This window comes from Bradyrhizobium neotropicale (assembly GCF_001641695.1).
GTDB classification, from domain to species: Bacteria; Pseudomonadota; Alphaproteobacteria; order Rhizobiales; family Xanthobacteraceae; genus Bradyrhizobium; species Bradyrhizobium neotropicale.
Genome location: NZ_LSEF01000009.1, coordinates 1 through 5835 on the forward strand (window position 1 = coordinate 1; position 5835 = coordinate 5835).

Here is a 5835-nt window from a genome sequence, read left to right on the forward strand (position 1 = left end):
TAGGCGGTGTGGACTCTAAGGATTCCCTTTTGAGAGCAAATCAGATTCAAGGCTTCTTTTTGGGAGGCGGCCTTGGGTGTGATGGATCGTTTGGTGTTGAGCGACGCGGCCTGGGAGCGCATGGCGCCGCTGATCATAGGCCGGCCCGACCAGAAGGGTTCGACCGGGCGGGACAACCGGATGTTCGTGGAAGGTGTGCTCTGGATCGTGCGTACAGGCTCTCCCTGGCGCGACCTTCCGGAGGCGTTCGGAGACTGGAACAGCGTATTCCGGCGCTTCAGTCGATGGAGCATCAAGGGTGTTTGGTGGCGGATCTTCGAGGCGATGTCTGATGATCCAGACTTCGAATATCTGATCGTCGATTCCACCATCGTCCGGGCGCATCAGCACGCCGCCGGGGCGAAAAAAGGGGGTCTGAAGATCAGGCGCTTGGCCGCTCGCGCGGCGGCCTGAGCACGAAGATACATATGGCCGTTCGCGGCTTGGGGTGTCCTGTACGGTTCACGCTCACCGCAGGCCAGAAGGGCGATGCACCACAGGCCGCCGCATTGATCGAGGGACTGCCGGCCGAGGTCGTCATCGCCGATACAGCCTATGACGCCGATCATTTGCGCCAAGACATCGCCGCCAAAAAGGCGCTCGCCGTCATCCCCAACAACCCGTCACGCGCCCTCAAATATCCGCTCGACAAACATCTCTATGCCCAGCGCCATCTCGTGGAATGCTGCTTCTCCAAACTCAAGCAGTTCCGCCGCGTCGCTACCCGCTTCGAAAAGACCGCCCGAAATTACCGAGCCGTCGTCACTCTCGCTGCCATCGTCCTATGGATGCGATAAGTGTCCACACCGCCTAGAGCGCGATGAGATGGTCATCGGGCTGCGCGAACCAAGTACAACCCACAAAAGCTCGAGAATGACTGGCTGTCTTTTACAGGCTTTCGAAGAAAACGTAGTTCTCCCAGCTGCGCATGCGCAGGAGGATTTTCCGCAACAATGACAGCTCGTGAAAATGCTCAGTGTAGATGGCGGCTTCGCCGGCAGCCCCGAGCGGAACCTGATAACCCGACATGTCATCGACGATGTCGAGGATGGCCAGAGCCCGGTCTCCGGGCAACGGCCCCCCGACATTCACTAACGTGCCCGTGCTTTGAAGCTGGCCACCGGCAATCGCATCAATCACGAGGCGGACCTTGGCCTTGAAGACGCGGCCCGGTATGCCCTTGAACAAAACCTCGGCCGCGTCGCCGGCGCGAACCCGCTGCAAAGCGTTCTGCTGAAACGCGGCTGCTAAGGTTCGGTCTTTTTGGCTGTCGTTGACGAAAATCATGGCTGGACGGAAGGGCGCCGGGACCACATACACGCCCGGCCGCAGCGCCAGTTCTGTGACAAAGCCGCTGGTGGGTGCGCGGACAGTGGTCTGATCCAGATCGAATTGAGCGTCAGCAAGTTCATTGCGTAAACGCATGATGGCCGTATGTTCGCCGTCAACTGTCGCGCCATAGGCTTGCCTGGCGCGGTCTTCCGCAGCGGTAGCTTCGGCGACCGTCTGTTTTGCCGCATCGAGGTTGCGCGTTGCGGTGTCGAGCGTTGCCTGTGCAACGACGTTCTTCTGGAACAGTGTCGACTGGCGATCGTAGTTCTCTTGGGCCAACTGCAATTGCGCTTTGGCTTTTTCAACGGTCGCCGAAGCTTGATCGACGGATGCCTTGAGCTGGGCCACACTGGCCTCGGCGTCGGCCAGTCCCGCCTTCTTTTCGGCGACCGTGTACTCATATGGCTTGGGATCGATCTTGAACAGAACTTCGCCGGCTTCGAGATGTTGGTTGGTACGGTCTTCGACCGGCACCTAGATCACGCGGCCCCGGACGCCGGGCAATATCGGCGTTACCGCGAAGTAAATACGTGCATTCGTGGAGAACGGGTGGTTGTAGGCCATCGTTATGAACAGCAGTGAAAGCCCAAAAATGCCGCCGAGCGCCGCTGTCGCAAGTGTCCATTGATTAACGGGGATTTTGAAAAGCTTGAACGTGGCATAGCAGATCGCCACGTAGGTCAATGTGAGCAGGATTTCCATCAGTGCCCCCCGTCCCGACGTTAAAGGCGCGTAGCCTAGCGTTGCGGATCATCCCGGTTGTCCGCATGCGGCGCTTCAGGAGGAACGTTCTCCTTGGCGTCTGGAGGGATGAACTCCGGCAAAACTAGCCTCGGGCGAACCCGTCCTTGTCCAGACTGGATTGGTCGATCTTCGATTTCGAGCCTTGCCTCGACCTCCGCTAGGCGATGCCTCAGCTCTTCCAGCTCAGCTACCGCCTCCTTGGGCGAGGTCGGCTCGCTCGGCTTTTGAGCGAACAGGCTGATCCAGCCGGCCGCATGGATAGCATCTTGGTGCGGGTGATGACGCGCGTGCGCGATCCGGGCCGGAATGTCGTGGATCGCGATGATCCCGTAGACCAGCACGATCACGACAAAAAAAAGCAAGCCAAGCGCGAAGTAATTGAGGAATGGATCTTCCATGCGGACACACAATCACATTGAGCAACCAGCCCCGATGCGAAAGGACACGCCGGCACCGGGATAGCTCTCGGGGCCGCGCAACAGCCTTGCTCCGAACGCGGTGCGCGGATTGACATGGATCAAAGCTTTTTCCCAAGCGTGTCTACGACAGGCAGCACGTGATTTGGCCTCTTCCGATCCGGAGCTGAGGCAGACAGAGCGTCTGTTCAGGGGCAAAGCGGCAAGGTTCAAAACCGCCTCAAAGCAGACGCAAGGCGTTGATGAGCACACGCCCTAAAGCAGCGATACCAATCCGCCGCCGTGACGCTCGAGCTTTCCGGCCAGCTCCAGCTCCAAGAGCACGGTGCGCACGATCGCGGGCGAGGCGCCGGACATCCGCACGAGATCATCGATCGAGATCGGGGTGGGGCCGAGCAGGCCGGTGATCTGATCGCGGTCGTGGCCTTGAGGATCGCTCTCGAACGGCTCGCTGTCGGGCTCGCCTGCGGGGTGCATCAGCGGCCGCTCCATGATCGGCTGCACCGCGTTGATGATGTCGGCGGCCTCGGTGACCAGCGTTGCGCCCTGCTTGATCAGATCATTGGTGCCGGCCGCACGCGGATCGAGCGGCGAGCCCGGCACTGCAAATACTTCGCGCCCCTGTTCGGCCGCCATGCGCGCGGTAATCAGCGAGCCGGAGCGGTGCGCGGCCTCCACCACGACGACGCCGAGCGATGCGCCGGAGATCAGCCGGTTGCGGCGGGGGAAGTCGCGGGCGCGCGGTTCATGGCCAAGCGGCATCTCGGAGATCGCAGCGCCATTCTGGTCGAGGATTGCGACGAGCAGATCGCCGTGCTCGGGTGGATAGATGCAGTCGTGGCCGCCGGCCAGCACCGCAACCGTGCCGCTCGCAATGCTCGTGCGGTGCGCGGCCTGGTCGACGCCGCGCGCGAGCCCCGAGATGATCACGAACCCGGCTTCGCCGAGCTCGCGGGCGAGCTGACCGGCAAATTTCAGCCCGGCGCCGGAGGCGTTGCGCGAGCCGACGATCGCGATCATCGGCCGCATCAAGGTCGCGACGGCGCCGCGCACAGCCAGCAGCGGCGGCGCATCGTCGAGCGTTGCAAGCCGGGACGGATAGCCGTTCTCGCCGGGCGCGAGCCAGGCGATGCCGAGCCTTCGGCTTGCGGCAAGCTCGGCCTCCGCCTCAGCCGCGGTGCAGATGCGCCCCGATCGCGACGCGCCACCGCGGTGCGCCAGATCCGGCAGCCGCTCCAGCGCGGCCCGCGCGGTGCCGAAATGATCAACCAGCGAACCGAAGGTGCGCGGGCCGACATTGTCGGAGCGGATCAGCCGCAGACGGTCGATCCGCTCAGTCTCGGTCAGCTCCACGTTTGAATTGATGGCGTCCACGGCGTCTCCTTGCAGGCACAGCATGGAACAACCTGAGGGCGTGAGCAACAGCGGGCTTAAGCTTGCGCGACCTCGACGCGATGCTAAAAGCGATCCCAATAAGAAGGATTTTGCCATGATCTCACTCGCCGACCTCCAGCGCCGCATCGAAGCCGGCGAGCTCTCGCCCGATGCAACGATTGCGCAATCGCTCGAGGCGATCGAGACGCTGGAGAAGGATGTCCGCGCCTTCGTCCGCCACGACAAGTCGGCAAGAGCGCAGGCGTCCGGTCCGCTGCGCGGCATTGCGGTCGGCATCAAGGACATCATCGACACCGCGGATTTCCCGACCGAGATGGGCTCAGAGATCTATCGCGGCTGGCAGCCGCGCAGCGACGCGCCGGTCGTGATGATGCTCAAGCGCGCGGGCGCCACCATCATCGGCAAGACCACGACCACGGCATTCGCCTCGCGCGACCCGACGCCGACGCTCAACCCGCACAATTCCGGCCGCTCGCCGGGCGGCTCGTCGTCCGGCTCGGCCGCGGCCGTCGGCGCCGGCATGATCCCGCTGGCGCTGGGCACCCAGACCGGCGGCTCAGTGATCCGCCCCGCCGCCTATTGCGGTGTCGCGGCGATCAAGCCGTCGTTCCGCATGCTGCCGACGGTCGGCGTCAAATGCTACTCGTGGGCGCTCGATACGGTCGGCCTGTTCGGCGCCCGCGCGGAGGATCTTGCGCGCGGGCTGTTGGCGATGACCGGTCGCAGCGAATTTTCCGACATTGTCGCCGCCAAGTCGCCGCGCATCGGTGTGGTCAGGCAGGATTTTGCCGGGCCCGTGGAGCCTGCGGCGGAGCGGGGGCTGCAGGCCGCGATCAAGGCGGCCGAGCGCGCCGGTGCCAGCGTCGAGACCGTCGACATGCCGGAGGCGGTGCGGGAGGCCTGGCGCATTCACCCGATCATCCAGGACTTCGAGGCGCATCGCGCGCTCGCCTGGGAGTTTTCGGAGCGTCACGACGAGATCGCGCCGCTGCTGCGCGCCGGTCTCGATGCAACGGTCGGCTTGACGCCGAAAGAATATGACGAGGCGCGCCGGATCGGACGGCGCGGCCGCCGCGAACTCGGTGAAGTCTTCGAGGGCGTCGACGTGCTCTTGACCTACTCAGCGCCCGGCACAGCGCCGGCCAAGGAGCTCGCCACCACGGGCGACCCCCGCTACAACCGGCTCTGGACGCTGATGGGCAATCCTTGCGTCAACGTGCCGGTGCTAAAGGTCGATGGCCTGCCGATCGGCGTGCAGGTGATTGCGCGCTTCGGCAATGATCCCGGCGCGCTCGCGGTTGCGCGCTTCCTGGAAGAGGCGCTGGCGAAATCAAGCTAGCGCTGTGTCTCTCACGTCTGATTCACGTAATGTCATTCCTGGACGTCGTTCCGGGGCGCGACGATGTCGCGAGCCCGGAATCCATTCACCCGCGTACTCTGTGCCCGATGGATTCCGGGCTCCCTCGCTCCGCTCGGGCCCCGGAACGACGGAATGGACTGTCGGAGTCACAACACCAGCGCCGGCTCGACGCGAGCGGCCTGTTGATCGCGTTTGGCGAGCGAGGGCGCACTGACGCCTTCGCCTTTCCGGAGCCATTGCTCCGCGGCCTCGCGGCCGCTCCGGTGCAACAGGCGGATGAAGCCGCGGCCGAGATCGGTCGATGAGCGCTGCGCCAGGCCATCGACCGCATCTTCCGCCGCAAGTCGGAACAGGCGCAAGTCCGACGCAGTGTGCGATTGCGCCCAGTCCAGCGCAGCGACTTCCGCATTGAGCGCGGCGTTCGCCGCGATCTGATCGAGCCGGCGGTCGATCGCCGCGAGTGTGATCGGCACATAGCTGTCGCGGGTCGGCGTGACCTGGACCAGCAGGAGGTCGGAAGCCGTCGATAGCTGCGCCAGCCGCAGCAGC

5 protein-coding genes and 2 pseudogenes are annotated in these 5835 nt (G+C 64.0%); 2 read left to right on the plus strand and 5 right to left on the minus strand.

All coding sequences use genetic code 11. The features are described from left to right. Positions 1-120: 120 nt before the first annotated feature. Positions 121-836 (plus strand): annotated as a pseudogene (locus AXW67_RS39995) (IS5 family transposase). A 91-nt stretch (positions 837-927) separates the two neighbouring features. Here AXW67_RS39995 and AXW67_RS01525 read toward each other — a convergent pair. The 4 genes from AXW67_RS01525 to dprA form a co-directional block, all read right to left on the minus strand. Continuing rightward, complete coding sequence (locus AXW67_RS01525; protein ID WP_245315351.1) at positions 928-1845, minus strand: HlyD family secretion protein; 918 nt, start codon at positions 1843-1845, stop codon at positions 928-930. Then, positions 1846-2073 (minus strand): hypothetical protein, encoded by a 228-nt coding sequence (locus AXW67_RS43595; RefSeq protein ID WP_245315353.1) that lies wholly within the window; start codon positions 2071-2073, stop codon positions 1846-1848. Positions 2074-2108: 35 nt separating this feature from the next. Beyond that, positions 2109-2513 (minus strand): DUF3302 domain-containing protein, encoded by a 405-nt coding sequence (locus tag AXW67_RS44850; protein ID WP_082907717.1) that lies wholly within the window; start codon positions 2511-2513, stop codon positions 2109-2111. A gap of 273 nt (positions 2514-2786) precedes the next feature. Further along, complete coding sequence (dprA, locus tag AXW67_RS01535) at positions 2787-3929, minus strand: DNA-processing protein DprA (RefSeq protein WP_063676103.1); 1143 nt, start codon at positions 3927-3929, stop codon at positions 2787-2789. A gap of 91 nt (positions 3930-4020) precedes the next feature. Between dprA and AXW67_RS01540 the strand changes: the two genes are divergently transcribed. Further along, on the plus strand, positions 4021-5265 hold the full coding sequence (locus AXW67_RS01540) for an amidase (protein WP_063676105.1): 1245 nt from the start codon (positions 4021-4023) through the stop codon (positions 5263-5265). A gap of 167 nt (positions 5266-5432) precedes the next feature. On the opposite strand, the pseudogene AXW67_RS43605 reads toward AXW67_RS01540, so the two are convergent. Beyond that, positions 5433-5835, minus strand: a pseudogene (locus AXW67_RS43605) (patatin-like phospholipase family protein); the annotation flags it as partial.